The sequence below is a fragment of the Pseudomonas fluorescens group sp. PF-1 genome, from assembly GCF_054481335.1.
In genome coordinates this window covers 147,711-170,047 of the sequence record NZ_JBTMNG010000001.1, presented here as the reverse complement: position 1 = coordinate 170,047, position 22,337 = coordinate 147,711, and the positions used below count along the sequence as shown (strand labels likewise).

The 22,337-nt window shown below is 60.7% G+C and carries 20 protein-coding genes; 15 read left to right on the top strand and 5 right to left on the bottom strand.

The window, feature by feature from the left end:
- The first annotated feature begins 224 nt into the window (after nucleotides 1-224).
- From ACX3YD_RS00815 to ACX3YD_RS00795, 5 genes are all read left to right on the top strand, one after another.
- Nucleotides 225-1,580, top strand: coding sequence for a M16 family metallopeptidase (locus ACX3YD_RS00815; protein ID WP_103402818.1), 1,356 nt, complete (start codon nucleotides 225-227; stop codon nucleotides 1,578-1,580).
- Nucleotides 1,573-3,063, top strand: a complete 1,491-nt coding sequence (locus tag ACX3YD_RS00810) for a M16 family metallopeptidase (protein WP_103402819.1) — start codon at nucleotides 1,573-1,575, stop codon at nucleotides 3,061-3,063. Before ACX3YD_RS00815 ends, ACX3YD_RS00810 begins: the two co-directional genes overlap by 8 nt.
- On the top strand, nucleotides 3,063-3,677 hold the full coding sequence (gene rsmD / locus ACX3YD_RS00805; RefSeq protein ID WP_458959080.1) for a 16S rRNA (guanine(966)-N(2))-methyltransferase RsmD: 615 nt from the start codon (nucleotides 3,063-3,065) through the stop codon (nucleotides 3,675-3,677). The genes ACX3YD_RS00810 and rsmD overlap by 1 nt, the downstream gene beginning before the upstream one ends.
- A 63-nt stretch (nucleotides 3,678-3,740) precedes the next feature.
- A complete protein-coding gene (locus ACX3YD_RS00800; protein WP_458959079.1) occupies nucleotides 3,741-4,739 on the top strand; it encodes a hydrolase in 999 nt (332 codons plus the stop codon).
- Nucleotides 4,740-4,742: 3 nt separating this feature from the next.
- On the top strand, nucleotides 4,743-5,573 hold the full coding sequence (locus tag ACX3YD_RS00795; RefSeq protein WP_458959078.1) for an AraC family transcriptional regulator: 831 nt from the start codon (nucleotides 4,743-4,745) through the stop codon (nucleotides 5,571-5,573).
- A gap of 61 nt (nucleotides 5,574-5,634) precedes the next feature.
- Here ACX3YD_RS00795 and ACX3YD_RS00790 read toward each other — a convergent pair whose 3' ends face one another.
- On the bottom strand, nucleotides 5,635-6,489 hold the full coding sequence (locus tag ACX3YD_RS00790) for a sulfurtransferase (RefSeq protein ID WP_458959077.1): 855 nt from the start codon (nucleotides 6,487-6,489) through the stop codon (nucleotides 5,635-5,637).
- A 50-nt stretch (nucleotides 6,490-6,539) separates the two neighbouring features.
- Nucleotides 6,540-7,208, bottom strand: coding sequence for a TetR/AcrR family transcriptional regulator (locus tag ACX3YD_RS00785; protein WP_047534581.1), 669 nt, complete (start codon nucleotides 7,206-7,208; stop codon nucleotides 6,540-6,542).
- Nucleotides 7,209-7,354: 146 nt separating this feature from the next.
- Here ACX3YD_RS00785 and ACX3YD_RS00780 point away from each other — a divergent pair, with 146 nt between their 5' ends.
- From ACX3YD_RS00780 to ACX3YD_RS00760, 5 genes are all read left to right on the top strand, one after another.
- On the top strand, nucleotides 7,355-8,785 hold the full coding sequence (locus ACX3YD_RS00780; RefSeq protein WP_103402824.1) for a coniferyl aldehyde dehydrogenase: 1,431 nt from the start codon (nucleotides 7,355-7,357) through the stop codon (nucleotides 8,783-8,785).
- Nucleotides 8,786-8,813: 28 nt separating this feature from the next.
- Nucleotides 8,814-9,359: a twin-arginine translocation pathway signal protein gene (locus ACX3YD_RS00775; protein ID WP_103402825.1), complete on the top strand. Its 546-nt coding sequence runs from the start codon at nucleotides 8,814-8,816 to the stop codon at nucleotides 9,357-9,359.
- 69 nt (nucleotides 9,360-9,428) lie between these two features.
- Nucleotides 9,429-11,024 (top strand): GMC family oxidoreductase, encoded by a 1,596-nt coding sequence (locus ACX3YD_RS00770; RefSeq protein WP_458959076.1) that lies wholly within the window; start codon nucleotides 9,429-9,431, stop codon nucleotides 11,022-11,024.
- A gap of 115 nt (nucleotides 11,025-11,139) precedes the next feature.
- Nucleotides 11,140-11,619: a pantetheine-phosphate adenylyltransferase gene (gene coaD, locus ACX3YD_RS00765; protein ID WP_007939322.1), complete on the top strand. Its 480-nt coding sequence runs from the start codon at nucleotides 11,140-11,142 to the stop codon at nucleotides 11,617-11,619.
- A gap of 220 nt (nucleotides 11,620-11,839) precedes the next feature.
- Complete coding sequence (locus ACX3YD_RS00760) at nucleotides 11,840-12,091, top strand: YfhL family 4Fe-4S dicluster ferredoxin (protein WP_003176712.1); 252 nt, start codon at nucleotides 11,840-11,842, stop codon at nucleotides 12,089-12,091.
- 85 nt (nucleotides 12,092-12,176) lie between these two features.
- Here the strand turns inward: ACX3YD_RS00760 and mutM are convergent, their stop codons facing one another.
- Both mutM and ACX3YD_RS00750 read right to left on the bottom strand, forming a co-directional pair.
- Nucleotides 12,177-12,989 (bottom strand): bifunctional DNA-formamidopyrimidine glycosylase/DNA-(apurinic or apyrimidinic site) lyase, encoded by an 813-nt coding sequence (gene mutM, locus ACX3YD_RS00755; protein WP_047534590.1) that lies wholly within the window; start codon nucleotides 12,987-12,989, stop codon nucleotides 12,177-12,179.
- A 43-nt stretch (nucleotides 12,990-13,032) separates the two neighbouring features.
- Nucleotides 13,033-13,848, bottom strand: a complete 816-nt coding sequence (locus ACX3YD_RS00750; RefSeq protein ID WP_189340380.1) for an HDOD domain-containing protein — start codon at nucleotides 13,846-13,848, stop codon at nucleotides 13,033-13,035.
- A gap of 228 nt (nucleotides 13,849-14,076) precedes the next feature.
- Here ACX3YD_RS00750 and ACX3YD_RS00745 point away from each other — a divergent pair, with 228 nt between their 5' ends.
- From ACX3YD_RS00745 to ilvD, 4 genes are all read left to right on the top strand, one after another.
- Nucleotides 14,077-15,273 (top strand): class I SAM-dependent rRNA methyltransferase, encoded by a 1,197-nt coding sequence (locus ACX3YD_RS00745; protein ID WP_458959075.1) that lies wholly within the window; start codon nucleotides 14,077-14,079, stop codon nucleotides 15,271-15,273.
- Between the two features lie 202 nt (nucleotides 15,274-15,475).
- Nucleotides 15,476-15,934, top strand: coding sequence for an REP-associated tyrosine transposase (locus tag ACX3YD_RS00740; RefSeq protein WP_458959074.1), 459 nt, complete (start codon nucleotides 15,476-15,478; stop codon nucleotides 15,932-15,934).
- A 206-nt stretch (nucleotides 15,935-16,140) separates the two neighbouring features.
- Complete coding sequence (locus tag ACX3YD_RS00735; protein ID WP_458959073.1) at nucleotides 16,141-17,343, top strand: MFS transporter; 1,203 nt, start codon at nucleotides 16,141-16,143, stop codon at nucleotides 17,341-17,343.
- Between the two features lie 259 nt (nucleotides 17,344-17,602).
- Nucleotides 17,603-19,444 (top strand): dihydroxy-acid dehydratase, encoded by a 1,842-nt coding sequence (gene ilvD / locus ACX3YD_RS00730; RefSeq protein WP_047534601.1) that lies wholly within the window; start codon nucleotides 17,603-17,605, stop codon nucleotides 19,442-19,444.
- A gap of 190 nt (nucleotides 19,445-19,634) precedes the next feature.
- On the opposite strand, the gene ACX3YD_RS00725 is transcribed toward ilvD, so the two are convergent.
- Nucleotides 19,635-20,690 (bottom strand): HAD family hydrolase, encoded by a 1,056-nt coding sequence (locus ACX3YD_RS00725; RefSeq protein WP_103402831.1) that lies wholly within the window; start codon nucleotides 20,688-20,690, stop codon nucleotides 19,635-19,637.
- Between the two features lie 240 nt (nucleotides 20,691-20,930).
- Here ACX3YD_RS00725 and ACX3YD_RS00720 point away from each other — a divergent pair, with 240 nt between their 5' ends.
- On the top strand, nucleotides 20,931-22,322 hold the full coding sequence (locus ACX3YD_RS00720; RefSeq protein WP_458959072.1) for an L-cystine transporter: 1,392 nt from the start codon (nucleotides 20,931-20,933) through the stop codon (nucleotides 22,320-22,322).
- Nucleotides 22,323-22,337: the final 15 nt, after the last annotated feature.

The following is a 22,337-nucleotide window of genomic DNA, read 5'->3' as shown; positions in this document are numbered from 1 at the left end:
ATCGGCGCCTCATGAAATCGACTTCTCATAGGACTAAAGCAGCAAAATCGGCGAAAAAGCGGAATTCAGTTGATAAATATCCACCTTCCGTCGTAAACCCAATCAACCTGATCAAGCATAAAGGCCTGATAGGCGTGGCCGCCGCTAAAACGGATCAGTATCCTAGCACCTCCTCGCCCGCCTAGGCTAAGACCAAGCGGACAGCCCCAAAGGTTTAAAAACGAATGAATGCTCTAGCCCGCCGCGCTGCTGGCCTGCTGCTCAGCACAGTTTGCCTGCCCCTTTCGGCCCTGGCCGCCGACCCGCAACCCACCCACGAATTCACCCTCGACAATGGTCTGAAGGTCGTCGTGCGCGAAGATCATCGCGCGCCGGTGGTGGTTTCACAGGTCTGGTACAAGGTCGGCTCCAGCTACGAGACTCCGGGTCAGACCGGGTTGTCCCACGCCCTGGAGCACATGATGTTCAAGGGCAGCGAGAAAGTCGGTCCCGGCGAAGCCTCGCTGATCCTGCGCGACCTCGGCGCCGAGGAGAACGCCTTTACCAGCGACGACTTCACCGCTTATTACCAGGTACTGGCCCGCGATCGCCTGGGCGTGGCCTTCGAACTGGAAGCCGACCGCATGGCCAGCCTGCGTCTGCCGCCCGATGAGTTCGCCCGGGAAATCGAAGTCATTAAAGAAGAACGCCGCCTGCGCACCGACGACAAACCGATGTCCAAGGCCTACGAGCGCTTCAAAGCCATGGCTTACCCGGCCAGCGGCTATCACACGCCCACCATCGGCTGGATGGCGGATCTGGACCGCATGAAGGTCCAAGAGCTGCGCCACTGGTATGAATCCTGGTACGTGCCGAACAACGCCACGCTGGTAGTGGTCGGCGATGTGACCCCGGATGAAGTCAAAGCCCTGGCCCAGCGTTACTTCGGCCCGATCGCCAAACGCGACGTGCCGCCGGCGAAGATTCCGCTGGAACTGGCCGAACCCGGCGAGCGCCAGATCATCCTGCACGTGAAGACCCAACTGCCCAGCCTGATGCTGGCATTCAACGTACCGAGTATTGCCACCGCCGAAGACAAACGCTCGGTGAATGCCTTGCGCCTGATATCCGCCCTGCTCGACGGTGGCTATAGCGCACGCATCCCGACCCAACTGGAGCGTGGCGAAGAGCTGGTGTCCGGCGCTTCGTCGAGCTACGACGCCTACACCCGTGGCGACAGCCTGTTCACGCTGTCGGCAACACCCAACAGCCAGAAAAACAAAACCATCGAGCAGGCAGAAGCCGGTTTGTGGAAGCTGCTCGAACAGTTGAAAACCACCGCGCCGTCCAGCGAAGAACTCGAACGCGTGCGGGCGCAGGTCATCGCCGGCCTGGTTTATGAGCGTGACTCAATCACCAGTCAGGCCACCGCCATCGGCCAACTCGAAACCGTCGGCCTGTCCTGGAAATTGATGGACACCGAACTCGCCGAACTGGAAAGCGTGACCCCGCAAGACATCCAGAAAGCCGCCAAGCTGTATTTCACCCGCGAACGTCTCAGCGTCGCCCATGTTCTGCCAGAGGAGACGACTCATGAGTGAGCGTAAAAAATCGCGCCGGGCCCTGCTGGGCCTGATCGCTGCCATGTTAATCGGCTCTGCCGCGTTCTATTTCGCCAAGACTGATGACTCCATTGCCAGTGAAGCGCTGGATAAAGCCAAGGCCAGCCAGAAACTGCAATCACTGACCGAGCTCAATGGCAAGGCGCCGAGCCATCGCAAACTCGATGTCCAGAGCTGGAACACCGCCGAAGGCGCCAAGGTGTTGTTTGTCGAAGCCCGTGAGCTGCCGATGTTCGACATGCGCTTGATCTTTGCCGCCGGCAGCAGCCAGGATGGCGATGCACCCGGTCTGGCCACGCTGACCAATGCCATGCTCAACGAGGGCGTCGCCGGTAAAGATGTCAGCGCGATTGCCCAGGGTTTCGAAGGCCTGGGCGCCGATTTCGGCAACGGGGCCTACAAAGACATGGCGGTCGCCTCCCTGCGCAGCCTCAGCGCCGCGGACAAACGCGAGCCGGCCTTAAAGCTGTTCGCTGAAGTCGTTGGCAAACCGACGTTCCCCGCTGATTCCTTTACCCGCATCAAGAACCAGTTGCTCGCCGGTTTCGAGTACCAGAAACAGAACCCCGGCAAACTGGCCAGCGTCGAGTTGATGAATCGCCTGTACGGCAATCACCCGTACGCGCACTCCAGCGACGGCACGGCGGACACCATTCCCGCCATCACCCTGGAGCAACTGCGCGCGTTCCATCAGAAAGCCTACGCCGCCGGGAACGTAGTGATCGCACTGGTGGGGGACTTGTCCCGCACCGAAGCCGAAGCCATTGCAGCGCAGGTTTCCGCTGCCCTGCCCAAAGGCCCCGCCCTGCCGAAAATCGCGCAACCGGCTGAACCCAAGGCCAGCGTCGGCCACATCGAGTTTCCGTCCAAGCAGACCAACCTGATGATCGCGCAACTGGGCATCGACCGTGACGATCCTGACTACGCGGCCCTGTCCATGGGTAACCAGATTCTCGGCGGTGGCGGTTTCGGCACTCGCCTGATGAGCGAAGTCCGCGAGAAGCGTGGCCTGTCTTACGGCGTGTATTCGGGCTTCACCCCGATGCAGGCGCGCGGCCCGTTCATGATCAACCTGCAGACCCGCGCCGAGATGAGCGAAGGCACCCTGAAGCTGGTGCAGGACGTGCTCGCCGACTACCTTAAAACCGGCCCGACCGAAAAAGAACTCGACGACGCCAAGCGCGAACTGTCCGGCAGCTTCCCGCTGTCGACCGCCAGCAACGCCGATATTGTCGGCCAACTAGGCGCCATCGGCTTCTATAACCTGCCGCTGAGTCATCTTGAGGACTTCATGCAACAGTCGCAGAACCTGACTGTCGAGCAAGTCCGAGCCGCACTGAACAAACACCTGAGCACGGACAAAATGGTCATCGTCAGCGCTGGCCCGACCGTGCCACAAAAGCCGTTACCGGCCCCTACTGATAAACCTGCCGAGCAACCGCTCGGGGTTCCGGAGCATTAATGGCCACTTCCCGTCCTAAAAAACCGGTTCACAACGTGCATAACGGCGTGAACCAACTGCGCATCATCGGCGGCGAATGGCGCAGCCGAAAGCTGAGTTTCCCTGACGCTCCAGGTCTGCGCCCGACGCCGGACCGGGTGCGTGAAACCCTGTTCAACTGGCTGGCACCTTACGTCCCTGGCGCCAAGGTGCTCGATCCGTTCACGGGCAGCGGCGCGCTGTTTCTCGAAGCCTTGTCCCGTGGCGCAGCCATGGGCCAGGCTCTGGATGCCAGCAGTATCGCGGTCTCCAGCCTGAAAGAGCACTTGGGTACGCTGCGTTGCACCAACGGACAGGTCCAGACCGCCGACGCCCTGCGTTACCTGGAAACCCAGACTGCAACGGCCTACGACCTGGTGTTCCTCGACCCGCCGTTCAATCAGAACCTGCTGCCTGCCGTTTGCGCGTTGCTTGAAGAGCGTCAGTGGCTGGCAGACGACGCCTGGGTCTATACCGAAAGCGAAAGCGCACCCTCGACCCTGGGCCTGCCAGGCAACTGGCGTCTGCACCGGGAGCAAAAGTCCGGGCGGGTCTATTATTCGTTGTGGCAACGTATGGCAGAGATTGCCGGCTAATCGATCGGCCTGAACAAGGTGCGTGCCTCCTTCAAGGCACGCGCCGCTGCTTCGAGAACAATCGTGTCCCATCCGTCAGAACGCTTCATCCCCGCCTTCGGCCTCGGCAACCCGCACTTGCAAACCTTGTGGGGGCCGCTGTGGCGCAAAACCACACACATCGAGCGCGAGCGTGAACGCCTGTGGCTCGAGGATGGCGACTTCCTCGACCTCGACTGGCACGGCCCGCACAGCGTCGACGCGCCCCTGGTACTGGTGTTGCACGGACTGACCGGTTCGTCGAATTCGCCTTACGTGGCCGGGATTCAAAAAGCGCTGGGCGACCGGGGCTGGGCCAGCGTCGCACTGAACTGGCGCGGCTGCTCTGGCGAACCCAACCTGCTGCCGCGCAGCTACCATTCCGGCGCCAGTGAAGACCTCGCCGAAACCATCAGGCACCTGCGGGCCAAGCGCCCTCTCGCTCCGCTGTACGCCGTCGGTTATTCCCTGGGCGGCAATGTGTTGCTCAAGCATCTGGGCGAAACCGGCAGCGCCAGCGGCCTGTTCGGCGCGGTGGCGGTGTCGGTGCCGTTTCGCCTGGACCAGTGCGCCGACCGCATCGGCCAGGGTTTTTCCAAGGTTTATCAGGCGCACTTCATGCGCGAAATGCTGGCCTACATCAAGAACAAGCAGCGGCAGTTCCAGCACGACGGGCGCGAGGATGGCCTGGCAGCGCTCGCCGCGCTGGGCTCGCTGGAAAACATGCGCACGTTCTGGGATTTCGATGGCCGGGTCACCGCACCGCTCAATGGCTTCACCGATGCCGAGGACTACTATCGCCGTGCATCGAGCCGCTACTTCCTGGGCGAAATCCGCACGCCAACCTTGCTCATTCAGGCAGCCGATGACCCCTTCGTGTTTTCCCACAGCCTGCCCCAGGCACAAGAGTTATCGGCCTGTACGCAATTCGAGTTGCAGGCCAAGGGTGGGCACGTCGGATTTGTCGACGGTTCGTTCCGGCAACCGGGGTACTACCTGGAACGGCGTATCCCACAATGGCTGGCCACCTTGGCTCGCAAGTAGACCGTGAATAACCATCAGGGCGAATCCATCCACTTCTGGCAGTCCGCGCCACTGCCTGGGGTCGAGTTATTGTCGGCGCGCTACATCCAGCAGCGTTTCGCCCCCCATGTACATGACGGCTACGTGATCGGCATGATCATGGCAGGCGCCCAGCGCTACCGGTATCGCGGCGCCGAGCATCTGGCAGGCAGCGGCACGCTGGTGCTGATCAACCCGGATGAACTGCACACCGGCCACAAGGGTACGGAGGATGGCTGGCTGTACCGGGCGTTTTATCCCGATAGCGGGCAGATCCTGTCGCTGCTGGCCGAACTCGAATTGCCCACCCGCAACCTGCCGGCGTTCGGCGCCACGCTGTACCGCGATCCGGATCTGGTGAATGGCTTCTGCCAATTGCACCGCTTGCTGGAAAGCCCGGCCACCGCACTGCAACAACAGACCGCCTGGCGTGAACTGATGCTTTCATTGCTGCAGCGTCACGCAGCGGTTCCGGATGCCGGAAAACCGGGCAAGGAACACCGGGCGGTGACATTGGCCAAGGACTTGTTGCAAACGCAACTGGCGGCACCGCCCTCGCTGGAAGAACTGGCAGCGGCGGTGAACCTGTCGCCCTTTCACTTTGCCCGGGTGTTCCGCCGCGCCACCGGCATGCCGCCGCACACCTGGCTCATGCAACAACGCATCGCTCGGGCACGGGCACTGTTGCAGGACGGTTGTTTGCCACTGGAAGTCGCGACGCAATTGGGGTTTGCCGACCAGAGTCATCTGAGTCGGCAATTCAAGCAGGTGTATGGGGTGGGGCCAGGGGCGTATCGCAGTGCGCGCCTGTCTTGATATCTGAAATCCACCCTCCCCCTTGTGGGAGCAAGCTCGCTCCCACAAGGGTCTGCGGTGTTTATTCGCCGGTGGCGATGCCCCGAGCAGGCTCGTTGATCCACTCGCTCCAAGAGCCGGCATACAACGAGCCCAACGGATAACCCGCCAGGCACAACGCGAACAGGTTATGGCAAGCCGTCACACCGGACCCGCAATACGCCACCAGTTCGGTCGGCGAACGGCCTTGCAGCTTCGCCGCAAAACGCTGCTTGAGCTGATCGGCCGGCAGGAAACACCCGTCGCTGCCCAGATTATCGGTGAACGCCGCACACTGAGCGCCGGGGATGTGCCCGGCAATCGGATCGATCGGTTCAACTTCGCCCTTGAAGCGCGGCAGGGCGCGGGCATCGAGCAAGGTCAGCGTGGGTTGGCCGAGGCGTTTTTGCAGCTGTTCTGCGCTGAGCAAGAGCGAACCGTCAGGGCTCCCGCTAAAGGTGCCGCGCGAGATGGACGGCGCATCCAGACTCAACGGCAACCCTGCGCCGTGCCAGGCTTTGAGCCCACCATCGAGGATGAACACGCCCTCACGCTTGCCCAGCCAGGCCAGCAGCCACCAGGCCCGCGCCGCGTAGGCTCCCGGACCGTCGTCATACAAAACCACTTCGCTGTCGGCATTGATGCCCCAGGCTTGCAGACGTTCGATCAGGTCAGCCGGCTCAGGCAATGGATGACGCCCGGTCACACCCTTGACCACTTTGCCGCTGAGATCGCGCTCGAGATCGGCGAAGCTCGACCCGGCAATGTGCCCTTCGGCATAGCTGCGCTGACCGTAATCCGGGTCTTCGAGGGCAAAACGACAATCCAGAATCACCAACCCCGGCTGGTCCTTCTTCAGGTCCAGCGCTTGCGGGCTGATCAGTTGCGCAATGGGCATAACGGGCTCCTGTGAGGTTGTCGAATGACGATCCTACTGCACTTTGCGCTTCACAGCTCTTCCAGCGCCTGGGCCAACGGCACATAAAACTCCTCGAACAAGGCGTTGACCGCATCGCGCGCCTGATCCGTGACAAAGCCGGCCTCCAGCACCAGCACTTGATAGACCCCGCGCTTGATCGCTTGCTCGCTGAGGTGGCTGGAATTTTCCCGCGTGGTGCACAGAAAGCGCACCCAGGACGTGAGGATGATCCAGGCATTGAGGGTCAGGGATTCGATCTGCACCCGATCCATCTTCAGGATGCCCGCCTCGACGAAGCCTTCGTAGATGTGCGTGCCCTGGATCAGGCAGCGCTGGGAAAAGCGCCGATAGCGCCCGGCCAGGTCTGCATCGCTGTCGAGCAAGTGTTCGAGGTCGCGATGCAGAAACCGGTAGCGCCACATCGCCGACAGCAGCTCCTTGAGGTAGAAGCGCTTGTCTTCCACCGTGGCGGCGCGGCCCTGGGGCGGGCGCAGGAAACTGTCCACCAGGCTTTCGTACTCACTGAACAGCACAGCGATGATCGCCTGCTTGTTGGGGAAGTGGTAGTACAGGTTGCCCGGAGAAATCTCCATGTGAGCAGCGATGTGATTGGTGCTGATGCTGCGCTCGCCCTGCTGATTGAACAGCTCGAGGCTGTTCTGCACGATGCGCTCGCTGGTTTTGATCCTTGGGGCCATGGCTTGAGCTTTAATTCAGAGTGCGTTGATGAGCATCTTACGACCTAACCGGACAGGGATAAAACAAAGCTGCGGCAGGATGCCATTTGACTTTCTAGAGCATAGACTCTAAAACGAGCCTCATTACAATAAATCCGGAGCCAACCATGACCGCTGGAATTTCCTACCTGCAAGACCTGCAGCAGCCTCTGGAAGAACTCCACAACCTCTTCAACGCGCAACGCGCCGCCTACGCCGCCAACCCGATGCCACCCGCAGCCCAGCGCCAGCAGTGGCTCAAGGCATTGCGCGACCTGTTGAGCGCTGAACGCGAACCCCTGATTGATGCCATCAGCCAGGACTTCAGCCACCGCAGCCCCGATGAAACCCTGCTCGCCGAATTGATGCCCAGCCTGCATGGCATTCATTACGCCAGCCGCCACCTCAAAGGCTGGATGCGAGCGTCGCGCCGCAAGGTCGGCGTGGCCTTCCAGCCTGCCTCGGCCAAAGTGGTTTACCAGCCGCTGGGCGTGGTTGGGGTGATCGTGCCGTGGAACTACCCGTTGTACCTGGCCATCGGGCCTCTGGTCGGCGCGTTGGCGGCGGGTAATCGGGTGATGCTCAAGCTCAGCGAGTCCACGCCTGCTACCGGTTTGCTGCTCAAGGACCTGCTGGGACGAATCTTTCCCGACGACCTGGTCTGCGTGGTACTGGGCGAGGCCGATATCGGGGTCGCGTTTTCACAACTGCGTTTCGATCATTTGTTGTTCACCGGCGCCACCAGCATCGGAAAACACGTGATGCGGGCCGCTGCGGAGAACCTGACGCCCGTTACCCTCGAATTGGGCGGCAAATCCCCAGCCATCGTGTCCCACGACGTGCCTCTGAAGGACGCCGCCGAACGCATCGCTTTCGGCAAGACCCTCAACGCCGGACAAACCTGCGTGGCGCCGGACTACGTGCTGGTGCCCGAAGACCGCGTTGGCTCTTTCGTCGAAGCCTATCGCCAGGCGGTTCGCGGGTTTTTTCCGACCCTGGCCAACAACCCGGACTACACCGCGATCATCAATGATCGCCAACTGGCGCGACTCAATGGCTATATCAGCGATGCCACCAGCAAAGGCGCGCTGCTGATACCGCTGTTTGAACAGGGCCAGGGACGCCGTATGGGCCACAGTTTGCTGCTCAACGTCAGCGACGACATGACGGTGATGCAGGACGAAATCTTTGGTCCGCTGCTGCCGATCGTGCCGTACAAGGATCTGGATCAGGCGTTTGCCTACATCAACCAGCGCCCTCGCCCACTGGCGCTGTACTACTTCGGCTACGACAAACGCGAGCAAAACCGCGTGCTTCATGAAACCCATTCCGGCGGCGTGTGCCTGAACGACACCCTGCTGCACGTTGCCCAGGACGACATGCCCTTCGGCGGCATTGGCGCCTCGGGCATGGGTCATTACCACGGCCACGAAGGTTTCCTGACCTTCAGCAAGGCCAAGGGTGTGCTGATCAAACAGCGATTCAACGCGGCGAAACTGATCTACCCGCCGTACGGAAAATCCATTCAGAAACTGATCCAGAAGCTGTTCATCCGCTAACGATCGTCACCGTCGGGTAATAACAACAATGAGCCCAAGCCTGTCCGATACACCCGCGCTGTCACGGCGCGGCCTGCTCAAGTTCAGCCTTGGCGCCAGTGCCTTTCTTGCCACGGCCGGACTGGGAGCCAGCCTGAGCGGGTGCTCGTCGAGCATCCCGGCCAGCGGATTTTCGTCTTTGCGCAGTGGCGACCTGCTTTTTCTGCGGGCACTGGTGCCGGTCATGCTCGATGGCGCCGTGGCCGTCGAAGGTATGTCCGACGCCGTCGAAGGCACCCTGAAAAGCCTGGATTACAACCTTGATCACCTGTCGCCGGAAATGCTCAAGCTGACCCGGCAACTGTTCGACGTGCTGGGCATGGCCGTGACCCGCGGGCCACTGACCGGCATCTGGGGCAGTTGGGAGAACGCCAGCGGCGCTGAGATCCGGCACTTTCTCGATCGCTGGGAGAACAGCTCCTTGGGCCTGTTGCGCATGGGGCACAGCTCGTTACTGCAACTGGTGATGATGGCCTGGTACGGCCGCAAGGAATCGTGGGCGCACTGTGGGTATCCAGGGCCGCCCACGGTTTGAAATCGAGTCGACCCTGTCGCGGGCAAGCCGCCTCAGCACATCATTAAAAAACAAGACGAGACCCCGAAGATGCCCGTACCCGATCCGTTCCGCGAAGGCATGGCCCGTGGCTGGAAAACCTACAACGGCTCACAACTGACCCAGGACCTGACCCTCGAAGCGGATGTGGCGATCATTGGCAGTGGCGCCGGCGGTGGAACCACGGCCGAAATCCTCAGCGCAGCCGGTTACAAAGTACTGCTGATCGAGGAGGGTCCGCTCAAGACCAGCAGCGACTTCAAGCTGCTTGAAGACCAGGCCTACGCCAGCCTCTATCAGGAAGGCATCGGCCGCATGAGCAAGGACGGTGCGATCACCATCCTCCAGGGCCGCGCGGTGGGCGGGACCACGCTAATCAACTGGACCTCCAGCTTCCGCACCCCGGAACCGACCCTGGAACACTGGGCCAGGGAGCACAACGTCAAGGGCCACTCGCCGGCTGAAATGGCGCCGTGGTTCGAGAAAATGGAACAGCGTCTGGGTGTGGCCCCGTGGAGGGTTCCGCCCAACGCCAACAACGACGTGATCCGCAAAGGCTGCGAAAAGCTCGGATACAGCTGGCACGTGATCCCGCGCAACGTGCGCGGCTGCTGGAACCTCGGCTACTGCGGCATGGGCTGCCCGACCAACGCCAAGCAATCGATGATGGTCACGACCATTCCGGCCACGCTGGAAAAGGGTGGCGAGCTGCTGTTCCTGGCCCGCGCTGAAAAGCTCATTCTGGCGGGCGACAAGGTCACGGGCCTGCAATGCGTGGCGATGGACGAGTGCTGTGTCGAACCCACAGGGCGCCGCATCACGGTCAAGGCGCGGCATTACGTACTGGCGGGCGGCGGAATCAACAGCCCGGCGCTGTTGCTGCGTTCCGACGCGCCTGATCCGCACAAACGGCTGGGCAAACGGACTTTCCTGCATGTGGTGAACATGTCCGCCGGGCTGTTCGATGAAGTGATCAATCCGTTTTACGGGGCACCGCAGTCGATTTATTCAGACCATTTCCAATGGCTGGACGGCACCACGGGCAGGATGGCCTACAAACTGGAAGTCCCGCCACTGCACCCCGCATTGGCAACCACGCTACTCGGCGGTTTTGGCCAGGAAAACGCACAGCACATGGCCAACCTTCCCCACACTCACGCCATGCTCGCGTTGCTGCGGGACGGTTTTCACCCAGACAGCCCGGGCGGTGCCGTCGAATTGCGCGGTGATGGCACGCCGGTGCTCGATTACCCAGTGACGCCTTATGCGTGGGAAGGCTTGCGCCGTGCGTTCCACAGCATGGCCGAGATTCAGTTCGCCGGTGGCGCCAAGGCGGTTATGCCAATGCACGCCGATGCCCGTTATGTGAAAACCCTGGGCGAAGCACGCACGCTGATCGATGGCTTGAGCCTGGAGCTGTACCGCACCCGGCTGGGCAGCGCCCATGTAATGGGCGGTTGTGCCATGGGCGAAGACCCGAAAGCCGCCGTGACCGACAGCCTCGGTCGACATCATCAGCTGACCAATCTGTCGATACACGACGGCTCGCTGTTCCCCACCAGCATTGGCGCAAATCCGCAGTTGTCGGTCTACGGGCTGACCGCGCAACTGGCGACTTCCCTGGCCGAACGTTTGAAAAACTCATGAAAACGACGAATATTCCCATCGTCTATAGTGCTTCCTTACCCAACAGGCGACTTGGCCGACCGGTTAGGCTGCGATACCATCCGACTCCCCAACGCACTCCCGCCAGGACGACGCGATGAACCGAGTGTTGTACCCAGGTACCTTCGACCCTATTACCAAGGGCCATGGCGATCTGGTCGAACGCGCCTCGCGCCTGTTCGATCACGTGATCATTGCCGTCGCCGCCAGCCCGAAGAAAAACCCGTTGTTTCCTCTGGAACAGCGCGTGGAGCTGGCACGCGAGGTCACCAAACATCTGCCGAACGTTGAAGTCGTCGGCTTCTCGACGCTGCTGGCGCACTTTGCCAAAGAGCAGAATGCCAATGTGTTCCTGCGTGGTCTGCGCGCAGTGTCGGATTTCGAGTACGAATTCCAGCTGGCCAACATGAACCGTCAGCTGGCTCCGGATGTGGAGAGCCTGTTCCTCACCCCGTCCGAGCGTTATTCGTTCATTTCCTCGACGCTGGTCCGTGAAATTGCAGCCCTGGGCGGCGATATCACCAAGTTCGTGCACCCTGTGGTGGCGGACGCCCTGACCGAGCGCTTCAAGAAATAACCCCCGCAAGCTGTGGGAGCGAGCCTGCTCCGGGCGGCGTTCCGACGATGGACGTCAACGATGACGCGGTGTATCTGGTTGCCCGCGTTGCTTTTGCGTTTTTCGCGAGCAAGCTCGCTCCTACAGTACGTCGCACCTGCGTGCAACGCAGGCGCCAATGCGGCACAATTACGCGCATTGATTTATTGCGCCCGGGCCTGTCGCCCTGGCTGGAGTTAGCATGTCCCTGATCATCACCGACGATTGCATCAACTGCGACGTCTGCGAACCCGAGTGCCCGAACGCCGCCATTTCCCAAGGCGAAGAGATCTACGTGATCGACCCGAACCTGTGCACCCAGTGCGTCGGCCACTACGACGAACCTCAGTGCCAACAGGTCTGCCCGGTCGATTGCATTCCCCTGGACGAAGCCCATCCGGAAACGCAAGAGCAGTTGATGGAGAAGTACCGGAAAATTACCGGCAAGGCTTGAGTCTTTCGATATCGGTTCGAACGCCATCGCGGGCAAGCCCGCTCCGACAAGGATCGCTTAGACCCTGTGGGAGCCCGCAGGCATTTCAGCGCTGACAGCGTGGGCAAAAGACGCTGGCGCGCTGCCCGAGCTTCACTTCCCGCAGCTCTGTCCCACAGACTTTGCACGGTTCAGCACCACGGCCGTACACGAACAGTTCCTGCTGGAAGTAGCCCGGCTGACCATCACCACCGATAAAGTCCCGCAACGTGGTACCTCCGCGCTCGATGGCGGCGGCCAGGATGCGTTTGATTTCTATCGCCAGCTTCAGATAGCGCGCCCGGGAAATGCTCTTGGCCTCGCGACGCGGGTCGATCCCGGCGGCGAACAGCGCTTCGGTCGCGTAGATGTTGCCGACGCCGACCACCACCGCGTTGTCCATGATGAACGGCTTGACCGCCATCGAACGCCCGCGGGACTGCTGGAACAACCGCTCGCCATCAAACAGGTCGGTCAGCGGCTCCGGCCCCAGGCGAATCAACAATTCGTGGTTGAGCGGGTCGAGGCTCCACAACATCGCACCAAACCGTCGCGGGTCGGTGTAGCGCAGGGCCAGGCCCGATTCGAGCTCGATATCCACGTGTTCATGCTTGGCCGCCGGCGTGCCGACCTCCACCAGCCGCAGATTGCCCGACATGCCCAGATGACTGATCAACGTACCGACTTCGGCGTTGATCAGCAGGTACTTGGCGCGCCGTTCAACCAGCACGATACGCTGCCCGGACAACCGCACATCGAGGTCTTCGGGAATTGGCCAGCGCAGCCGACGATCGCGCACGATTACCCGACTGACACGCTGGCCTTCCAGGTGCGGTGCAATGCCTCGACGGGTGGTTTCGACTTCTGGCAGTTCAGGCATGGTGCTCTCGAATCGGGCGCTCGATAAGAAGAAGGTCCGACACTCAGCGGTGAGTGCCGAGATCGCGAATGGTCTGCTTGAGGGTTTCGAAGTCGTAGTCCGACAAACCGACGTAATCGAGCACCAGATGCCCGATGCTGTTCCATTCGTGGTCTTCGGTCTGGTTGCCCAGCACGCGGTAGGACGCACAAATGTGCTCGGCCATCTTCAGGATCGCCAGCAGGTTTTTCAACGTGCTGTTGCGCGACGATTCATCGCTGAAGATCGCCAGGGCATTGTGATGGTTGGCAATCGCGGCCGTCACATGTTCCGGCAGGCGCCAGGACTTGGCCGTGTAGTAACCGACCACCGCGTGATTGGTGTTGAACGCTTTGTTCTCGGTATCCACCACCCGGCACTCGGGGCCGGCATTGGCATAGGCCTGTTCCAGAACGCTCATGTAGTCGGGGAAGCGCTGGAGCATCAGCGGTACGCCACAGTCGTGGAACAAGCCCAGGGCATAGGCTTCATCGCCAGCCTGGGTGCCGGTGCGCTTGGCCAGGGTCAGGCAAGTCATCGCCACGTCCTGGGCCGTATCCCAGAAACGGTTCAAGGTGACGATGGTTTCATCGTTCATCTCACCCTTGATCGACTGGGCGTTGATCAGGTTGATGATCGAACGGCTGCCCAGCAGATTCACCGCGCGCTGGATCGAGGCGATCTTGTTCGTCAGGCCGTAATAAGGCGAGTTGACGATTTTCAGCAACGAGCCGGAGAGGCCTGGGTCCTGGGAAATCAGCTTCGCGATCACCTCCAGATCCGGGTCCGGCATGTACTGCTCCATCTGCAAATCCACCATGATCTGCGGTTGAGCGGGCACGCTTATGCCTTGCAGGGACTGTTGGATCTGTTCGGGAGTCAGCTCTTGGGACATAAGTACACACTCAGGGTCAGGCGCAGATTCTAGCGTCTAAAAGCGGGATTCGACATGACAAATCGAGAGACAGGGCTTTATCGCGAGCGGACAGCCCCCTCGCCGCATGTCTACCGCTGACCCTGCATCCGTCCCAACACGCTATACTCCCGCTCTTTTTTCTGGAGCGACGTCATGTCCCTGCCTAGCCTGCGCCTCAAAGCCAACGCCGACCGTCGTCTGCGCAACGGTCATTTGTGGGTCTATAGCAACGAAATCGATGTAGCGGCGACCCCTTTGCACGGTTTCAAGGCCGGCGACCAGGCGATCCTCGAAGCCGCAGGTGGCAAGCCCCTGGGTATCGTGGCCATGAGCCCGAACAACCTGATCTGCGCCCGCCTGCTGTCGCGCGACATCAAGCTGCCGCTGGACAAGTCCCTGCTGGTGCATCGCCTGAACGTCGCCCTGTCGCTGCGTGATCGCCTGTTCGACAAGCCTTTCTATCGCCTGGTCTACGGCGACTCCGACTTGCTGCCAGGTCTGGTGGTCGATCGTTTTGGCGACATCCTGGTCGTACAGATCGCCTCGGCGACCATGGAAGCCCATAAAGACGACGTGATCGCGGCCCTGACCCAAGTGCTCAAGCCAAGCGGCATTCTGTTCAAGAACGACTCCGCTGCCCGTGATGCCGAAGGCCTCAATCGCTATGTCGAAACCGTCTTCGGCCTGGTGCCGGAGTGGGTTGCACTGGAAGAGAACGGCGTGAAATTCGAAGCGCCGGTCATCCAGGGCCAGAAAACCGGCTGGTTCTACGACCACCGCATGAACCGCGCACGCCTGGCGCCTTATACCAAGGGCAAGCGCGTACTGGACCTCTACAGCTACATCGGCGGCTGGGGCGTACAGGCTGCAGCCTTCGGCGCCAGTGAAGTGTTCTGCGTCGATGCGTCGGCCTTCGCCCTCGACGGCGTCGAGCGCAACGCCGCGCTGAACGGTTTCGCCGACAAAATGACCTGTATCGAAGGCGAAGTCTTCGAAGCCCTGAAAGAGCTGAAAGCCAGCGAAGAACGTTTCGACGTGATCGTGGCCGACCCGCCGGCGTTCATCAAACGCAAGAAAGACATGAAGAACGGCGAAGGCGCCTACCGTCGCCTGAACGAGCAAGCCATGCGCCTGCTCAGCAAGGACGGCATCCTGGTCAGCGCTTCGTGCTCGATGCACCTGCCCGAAGATGACCTGCAGAACATCCTGCTGACCAGCGCCCGCCACCTGGATCGCAACATCCAGATGCTCGAGCGCGGCGGCCAGGGTCCGGATCACCCGGTACACCCGGCCATTGCCGAAACCCGCTACATCAAGAGCATCACCTGCCGCCTGCTGCCAAACAGCTGACAACACCCCCTGTAGGAGCGAGCCTGCTCGCGAAAAACGCAAAGACACCGCGGGCAACCAGACACACCGCGTTATCGTTGACGTTCATCGCGAGCAGGCTCGCTCCTACAGGTGCAGGACATATCCTGATCCACTGTCGATACGACAACCACCCGCCCCACGCCTACCGTTTTCTCTTCCCTCCATTGAAGAGGACAACGGAATGTCCAACACGCCAAAAGCCCATCGATTACGCACAGGTCGGCACTCGCAATCCGGTCGCATCTATCACCTGACCGCCGTCACCCATGAGCGACAGCCTTTCTTCCAGGATTGGCGCACTGGCCGATTTCTGGTGCACGAGTTCAGGAGGGCCCAGGAATCCGGCTATGCAACGTCTATTGCCTGGGTAGTCATGCCGGATCACTTCCACTGGCTGATTGAACTGCACAACGGTGATTTGCCGAAACTGGTGCAAGCCACCAAATCTCGCTGCACACGCCTCATCAATCAGAAACGGGATCTATGTGCTCCTGTATGGCAAAAGGGCTACTTCGACCGAGCCCTGCGTCGTGAAGAAGATCTGAAAGCCACGGCTCGATACATCATCGCCAACCCGCTTCGCGCAGGACTTGTCGACCATATCGGCAACTATCCACTCTGGGACGCCATCTGGCTTTAATACCCCCACCTCTGTAGGAGCGAGCCTGCTCGCGAAAAACGCAAAGACACTGCGGATAGCCAGACACACCGCGTTATCGTTGACGTTCATCGCGAGCAGGCTCGCTCCTACAACAAACTCAGAAAGGGCCCACGCCCTGTCGCATTGACTTGCTTCTTCATCAAATCAATTCTCGTCCACCTATCACGGAACGAGCGCGTTGATGTATGCCGCACGCCAATGACGCCAACGAAAAGCCGTTAATCGTCCTGCTGCTGATGACCATGACCCTGCTGGGCGTATTCCCGCTGGACGTGGTTCTCCCCTCCTTTCCAGACCTGTCAGCCTCCTTCCGGATTTCGCCTTCCGAGGCAGCCCTGTCTGTCAGCCTGTTCGCCGTCAGCCTGGCGTTCTCCGTGATGCTGGTTGGCCCACTATCGGACATGTGGGGCCGCAAGAAGCTGTTGTTGGGCGGTATCGCCATCGCGGCCATTGGCGCGGCGGGATGCGCGGTTTCCAGCGAATACCGTTGGTTCCTGGGTTTTCGCGTGGTCCAGGCAATCGGCTGCGGGGCCTTCTCGCTGTCACAGGCGCTGGTGCAGGATTTGTTCGAAGGCCATGAAAGGCAGCGACTGAGGATCTGGATGGTGACCGCCAGTGGCGTATTCATTTCGATTTCGCCGTTGCTCGGGACCTGGCTGCAATTGCAGCTTGGCTGGCAAGGCAGCTTTTACGTATTTGTCGCACTGGCCGTTTCAGCAGGGTCAAGCGCCTGCTGGCTGCTCAAGGAGTCCTCGGGTATCCGCACCGCTTCGCACGGCGGATTTTTCAGTGCCTACTGGCATGTCTGCTCGAATGCACGCTTCATGGCTTACTGGCTGATTTCGGCCCTGGCCTTCGCCTGCCATTTTTCGTTCATCGTGACGTCACCCACTATTTTCATGGAACACCTGGCCCTCTCACCCTATGAATACGCCTGGACGCTAATGCTGTACGGCGTTGCGTACGTGGGCGGCGGCGCAGTCGCCAACGCCTTGCAAGAACGCCTGCGAGGGCATACGCAGATCGTTGTTGGCCTGGGGCTGATCGCGGTTTCGGGTGTGCTGATGCTGTGGCTGATTCGCCACTTCGGCCTGTCTGTCGCTGCCGTGCTGGTATCCATGCTGATCTGCACCATCGGGACCACCATCACCAGGCCAGTCGTCAATAACAAGGCGATGAGCATCCACCCGCAATACGCCGGAACCTCGACTTCGGTCGGTGCCGTGCTGATCTTCATGGGTGGCGGCGTCATCAGCTTGGTGATCAATCTCGTGCCAGGGGACCTGACCACGACACTGGCCATTGGTTTTCTGACATTGAGTCTTGCGGGCCTTGGCCTGAATGCACTGATCAACCACAAGAATCAAAGGGCGCTGGATGGTGTATGACACCTGCCGGTCGTCATCCCGCACGCTCCGTATATGCCGGATCAACGCTTCACGGCATTCCCTCCTGACGCCAGCCGTGTAGAATCGCGACATTCATCGCCAGTCATCCCCCGGCGGGTTTATGAGCTCAAGCTGAAGCGCGCGGCGATCCCGCAAAGTTTTCGGCAACTTCCGGACACACGGCCATTTCTGAGTGTTCCAGACGTCAATAGAAGCTCACTTCCCTTTTGATACCTGATTTAGCCGCCCGGAGTGCTTCATGCCTGATTATCGCTCGAAAACATCCACCCACGGCCGCAACATGGCCGGCGCCCGCGCACTGTGGCGCGCAACAGGGATGAAAGATGACGACTTCAAAAAGCCGATCATCGCCATCGCCAACTCCTTCACCCAGTTCGTACCGGGCCACGTGCACCTCAAGGACCTGGGCCAACTGGTCGCCCGCGAAATCGAACGCGCTGGCGGTGTGGCGAAAGAATTCAACACCATCGCCGTCGATGACGGTATCGCCATGGGCCACGACGGCATGCTGTATTCGCTGCCGAGCCGCGAGATCATCGCCGACTCCGTCGAGTACATGGTCAATGCCCACTGCGCCGACGCGATTGTCTGCATCTCCAACTGCGACAAGATCACCCCTGGCATGCTGATGGCGTCCCTGCGCCTGAACATCCCGGTGATCTTCGTTTCCGGCGGCCCGATGGAAGCCGGCAAGACCAAACTCGCCTCCCACGGCCTCGACCTGGTCGACGCCATGGTGATCGCCGCCGACTCCAGCGCTTCTGACGAGAAAGTCGCCGAGTACGAGCGCAGCGCCTGCCCGACCTGCGGTTCGTGCTCCGGCATGTTCACCGCCAACTCGATGAACTGCCTGGTCGAAGCACTGGGCCTGGCACTGCCAGGCAACGGTTCGACCCTGGCCACCCACAGTGACCGCGAGCAATTGTTCCTGCAGGCCGGCCGCACCATCGTCGAGTTGTGCAAGCGTTACTACGGCGAGAACGACGAGTCGGTATTGCCGCGCAACATCGCCAACTTCAAGGCGTTCGAAAACGCCATGACCCTGGACATCGCCATGGGCGGTTCCACCAACACCATCCTGCACTTGCTGGCCGCGGCCCAGGAAGCCGAGATCGATTTCGACCTGCGCGACATCGACCGTCTGTCCCGTCACGTGCCGCAACTGTGCAAGGTCGCGCCGAACATCCAGAAGTACCACATGGAAGACGTGCACCGTGCCGGCGGGATCTTCAGCATCCTCGGCTCGCTGGCCCGTGGCGGCCTGCTGCACACCGACCTGCCGACCGTGCACAGCCGCAGCATGGAAGAAGCCATCGCCAAGTGGGACATCACCCAGACCACCGACGAAGCCGTGCACCACTTCTTCAAGGCCGGCCCGGCAGGCATCCCGACCCAGACCGCCTTCAGCCAGTCGACCCGTTGGGAAACCCTGGACGACGACCGTGAAAACGGCTGCATCCGCAGTGTCGAGCACGCCTACTCGAAAGAGGGCGGCCTGGCCGTGCTGTACGGCAACATCGCGCTTGATGGCTGCGTGGTGAAAACTGCGGGCGTCGACGAGTCGATCCACGTCTTCGAAGGCAATGCGAAGATCTTCGAAAGCCAGGACAGCGCCGTACGCGGCATCCTCGCCGACGAAGTGAAGGAAGGCGACATCGTCATCATTCGCTACGAAGGCCCCAAAGGCGGCCCGGGCATGCAGGAAATGCTGTACCCAACGTCCTACCTGAAATCCAAAGGCCTGGGCAAAGCCTGTGCCCTGCTCACCGACGGCCGTTTCTCCGGCGGCACCTCGGGCCTGTCCATCGGCCACGCTTCGCCTGAAGCAGCTGCCGGTGGCGCCATCGGCCTGGTGCAGGACGGCGACAAAGTGCTGATCGACATTCCGAACCGCTCAATCAACCTGTTGGTCAGCGACGAAGAACTGGCCGCGCGCCGGGTCGAGCAGGACAAGAAAGGCTGGAAGCCGGTGGAAGTGCGTCCACGTAAAGTGACCACGGCCTTGAAAGCCTATGCCCTGCTGGCGACCAGTGCCGACAAGGGTGCTGTGCGTAACAAGGCAATGCTCGACGGGCTGTAAGGCTTAACCGTCGAACAAAAAAATACCCCGCCAAGTGCGGGGTATTTTTTGTCTGGCCGGTTTAGCCGGTGACCAGGAGGGCCCCATCGCTGGCAAGCCAGCTCCCACAGGTGTCGAGGTGGGGCACAAATTGTGTGAACCACACAGGCCCTGTGGGAGCTGGCTTGCCAGCGATAGCAGCCGCTCGGTCTTACTGAATTTCTTCCGGTTTGACGATCACCCAGTTCTTGTCCGCCGTCACCGCCAGCCCTTCCTTGGCCTGGGCCGCCGCGTTTTTGGCCATCATGCCCTGGATCTGGGTCATGTATTTATCCTTGCGGTTGACCCACAAGTGAATGCCGCCCTTGGCCACGTCGACCCCGTGGAACAGCATGTAGCCGTCACTTGTCGGAGTGTCACCGCCGACCAGCACCGGTTTTTTCCACTCGTCGATGTAGGTCAGGATCGCCGCGTGCTTGCCGGCCATCCAGGTCGCAGGTGTCCACAGGTACGGGGTCAGTTCGAGGCCGAGGTTGGCTTTCTCGTCATACTTGCCGGCGGTGATCTGCTTGCGCGCGGTGGTCAGTTCGCCGGTCTTGCGGTCCTTGAGCAGCGTGGTCACGCCGATCACGTTCTGCGGCTTGACGTTGTAGCCGTACTTCGGGTCGGCAGCGACCATGCGCACCAGTTCTTCGGAGGCGGCGGTCATCACGTAGACCTCGATGCCGTTCTCCATCAACTTGTTGTAGAGCTCTTTCTGGCCGGTGAAGATTTTCGGCGGATTGACGTCGAGGTTCTTGACCACGTCGCCATCGTAGTAAGTGGCCGGTACCGGTTTGCCGGAGGCCATCATCTCGTCGACATAGCCCTTGAGTTCTTGCAGCGTGAAGCCCGAGAACACCTGGGCAACCCATGGGTAGCAAACCATGTCGTCGACTTCGCAGAGGCGATAGTAGTAGCTGAACAGGCTTTCCTTGTGGTCGGCGGTGTCCTTGAACGGCATCAGTTTCAGGGAGGGATCAAGGGTCTCGCGGGTGATCAGGCCCTTGTTTTCCATGAACGGCAGCAAGGACTCTTCGAGGTCGTAGCGGTAACTGGTGTTGTCCATGTCAAACACCGCGTAGTTACCCTTGTTGGCGTTGGCCGCGATCATTGCGTCCAGTGCCTTGGCCTGATCGGCAGGCCAGTGTTTAAGATCCGTTGCAAACACTTGGCCCGCGAGACCCAGGCAAAGTGCTGCTGCCAGAAATTTCGGTGCGAACTTCATCGGCATTTCTCCCTGATAGAAAGACATCGACGCTAACAAATAACTGTGACAGTCCTCGTCTGTCAGCGACCGCCAACGTACCTATCGCGCCAGTTGCTTCTCCGAGAGCGACACGCGCTTATTCCAAAAACGACAGTTACGAGATGTTTTTGATATTAATTCATTAGATATCAAGCTGTTAGGCTTGCCGGTTCGCAGCTGCCCCGCAAGGCAGTTGGCACATGTCTAATGGGAGTTCCAATGAATCTGCCGCTGATTCTGAATCTGCTGGTGTTCCTCGTCCTGCTTCTGGGCCTGGCACAAACCCGCCGCTCCAACTGGAGCCTGGCGAAAAAAGTCCTGCTCGCACTAGGGCTGGGCGTGGCATTCGGCGTGGCCCTGCACACTGTCTACGGTGCCGGTAACCCGGTGCTCAAAGCCTCGATCGGCTGGTTCGATCTGGTGGGCAACGGCTATGTGCAGTTGCTGCAAATGATCGTGATCCCACTGGTGTTCGCGTCGATCCTCAGCGCCGTGGCCCGTCTGCACAATGCTTCGTCCCTGGGAAAAATCAGCGTCCTGACCATCGGCACGCTGCTGTTTACCACCGCCATCGCGGCGCTGATCGGCATCGGCCTGACCAACCTGTTCGGCCTGACCGCCGAAGGCCTGGTTGCCGGCACCCAGGAGTTGGCCCGCCTGCAAACCATCCAGACCGACTACGCCGGCAAGGTCGCCGACCTGAATGTGCCGCAGCTGTTGCTGTCGTTCATCCCGCAAAATCCGTTCGCCGATCTGGCGCGGGCCAAGCCGACATCGATTATCAGCGTGGTGATCTTCGCCGCATTCCTGGGGGTCGCGGCGCTACAACTGCAGAAGGATGACGTGGAAAAAGGTCAGAAAGTGATCAATGCCATCGACACCCTGCAAGCCTGGGTGACGCGCCTGGTACGCCTGGTCATGAAGTTGACCCCGTACGGCGTGTTGGCGCTGATGACCAAGGTGGTCGCCGGCTCCAACCTGCAGGACATCATCAAGCTCGGCAGTTTCGTGGTGGTGTCCTACATTGGCCTGGGCCTGATGTTTGTGGTCCACGGCGTGCTGGTGTCGGTGGCCGGGATCAACCCGCTGCGCTTTTTCCGCAAAATCTGGCCGGTGCTGACGTTCGCGTTCACCAGCCGTTCGAGCGCGGCGACGATCCCGCTGAGCATCGAAGCGCAGACCCGTCGCCTGGGCATTCCACAGTCCGTCGCCAGTTTCGCCGCCTCGTTCGGTGCGACCATTGGCCAGAACGGCTGTGCCGGCCTGTACCCGGCGATGTTGGCGGTGATGGTCGCGCCAACTGTGGGCATCAACCCGCTGGACCCGCTGTGGATCGCAACGCTGGTGGCGATTGTGACGCTGAGTTCGGCCGGGGTGGCCGGGGTGGGCGGTGGCGCGACCTTCGCCGCGCTGATCGTGTTGCCGGCGATGGGGTTGCCGGTGTCACTGGTGGCGTTGCTGATTTCGGTCGAGCCGCTGATTGATATGGGGCGCACGGCGCTGAACGTGAGCGGTTCGATCACGGCCGGGGCGATTACCAGTCAGGTGATGCAACAGACGGATAAAGCGTTGCTGGATGCGGATGAGCATTCGGAGTTGGCGCACGCATAAGCAGCGCCTGACATA

Bases quoted from the DNA above. Each gene is read 5' to 3' on its own strand.
- ACX3YD_RS00790 (WP_458959077.1), bottom strand. From the start codon at position 6,489: ATGCCCATTGCGCAACTGATCAGCCCGCAAGCGCTGGACCTGAAGAAG.
- ACX3YD_RS00780 (WP_103402824.1), top strand. From the start codon at position 7,355: ATGACCGCTGGAATTTCCTACCTGCAAGACCTGCAGCAGCCTCTGGAA.
- coaD (WP_007939322.1), top strand. From the start codon at position 11,140: ATGAACCGAGTGTTGTACCCAGGTACCTTCGACCCTATTACCAAGGGC.
- ACX3YD_RS00770 (WP_458959076.1), top strand. From the start codon at position 9,429: ATGCCCGTACCCGATCCGTTCCGCGAAGGCATGGCCCGTGGCTGGAAA.
- ACX3YD_RS00735 (WP_458959073.1), top strand. From the start codon at position 16,141: ATGCCGCACGCCAATGACGCCAACGAAAAGCCGTTAATCGTCCTGCTG.
- ACX3YD_RS00810 (WP_103402819.1), top strand. From the start codon at position 1,573: ATGAGTGAGCGTAAAAAATCGCGCCGGGCCCTGCTGGGCCTGATCGCT.
- ACX3YD_RS00775 (WP_103402825.1), top strand. From the start codon at position 8,814: ATGAGCCCAAGCCTGTCCGATACACCCGCGCTGTCACGGCGCGGCCTG.
- ACX3YD_RS00720 (WP_458959072.1), top strand. From the start codon at position 20,931: ATGAATCTGCCGCTGATTCTGAATCTGCTGGTGTTCCTCGTCCTGCTT.
- ACX3YD_RS00725 (WP_103402831.1), bottom strand. From the start codon at position 20,690: ATGAAGTTCGCACCGAAATTTCTGGCAGCAGCACTTTGCCTGGGTCTC.
- rsmD (WP_458959080.1), top strand. From the start codon at position 3,063: ATGGCCACTTCCCGTCCTAAAAAACCGGTTCACAACGTGCATAACGGC.
- ACX3YD_RS00745 (WP_458959075.1), top strand. From the start codon at position 14,077: ATGTCCCTGCCTAGCCTGCGCCTCAAAGCCAACGCCGACCGTCGTCTG.
- ACX3YD_RS00740 (WP_458959074.1), top strand. From the start codon at position 15,476: ATGTCCAACACGCCAAAAGCCCATCGATTACGCACAGGTCGGCACTCG.
- ilvD (WP_047534601.1), top strand. From the start codon at position 17,603: ATGCCTGATTATCGCTCGAAAACATCCACCCACGGCCGCAACATGGCC.
- mutM (WP_047534590.1), bottom strand. From the start codon at position 12,989: ATGCCTGAACTGCCAGAAGTCGAAACCACCCGTCGAGGCATTGCACCG.
- ACX3YD_RS00760 (WP_003176712.1), top strand. From the start codon at position 11,840: ATGTCCCTGATCATCACCGACGATTGCATCAACTGCGACGTCTGCGAA.
- ACX3YD_RS00785 (WP_047534581.1), bottom strand. From the start codon at position 7,208: ATGGCCCCAAGGATCAAAACCAGCGAGCGCATCGTGCAGAACAGCCTC.
- ACX3YD_RS00815 (WP_103402818.1), top strand. From the start codon at position 225: ATGAATGCTCTAGCCCGCCGCGCTGCTGGCCTGCTGCTCAGCACAGTT.